This window comes from Staphylococcus sp. HMSC072E01 (assembly GCF_001814125.1).
GTDB lineage: Bacteria > Bacillota > Bacilli > Staphylococcales > Staphylococcaceae > Staphylococcus > Staphylococcus hominis.
On the sequence record NZ_KV814971.1, the window covers coordinates 1 to 205 of the forward strand.

The window sequence follows — 205 nt, forward strand, 5'->3', positions numbered from 1 at the left end:
CTGGCAACGTCCTACTCTAGCGGAACGTCAGTCCAACTACCATCGGCGCTAAGGAGCTTAACTTCTGTGTTCGGCATGGGAACAGGTGTGACCTCCTTGCCATTGTCACCAGACAAGTGAATGATTATACATTCAAAACTAGATAGTAAGTAAAGATTTGCGTCGCAAAACTTGAAAAAATTGATTAAGTCTTCGATCGATTAGT

At 42.9% G+C, this 205-nt stretch carries 1 rRNA gene; it reads right to left on the bottom strand.

Going from position 1 to position 205, the window contains the following annotated elements:
• Nucleotides 1-113, bottom strand: a 5S ribosomal RNA gene (rrf, locus tag HMPREF2953_RS07420); the annotation flags it as partial.
• Between the last annotated feature and the right edge of the window lie 92 nt (nucleotides 114-205).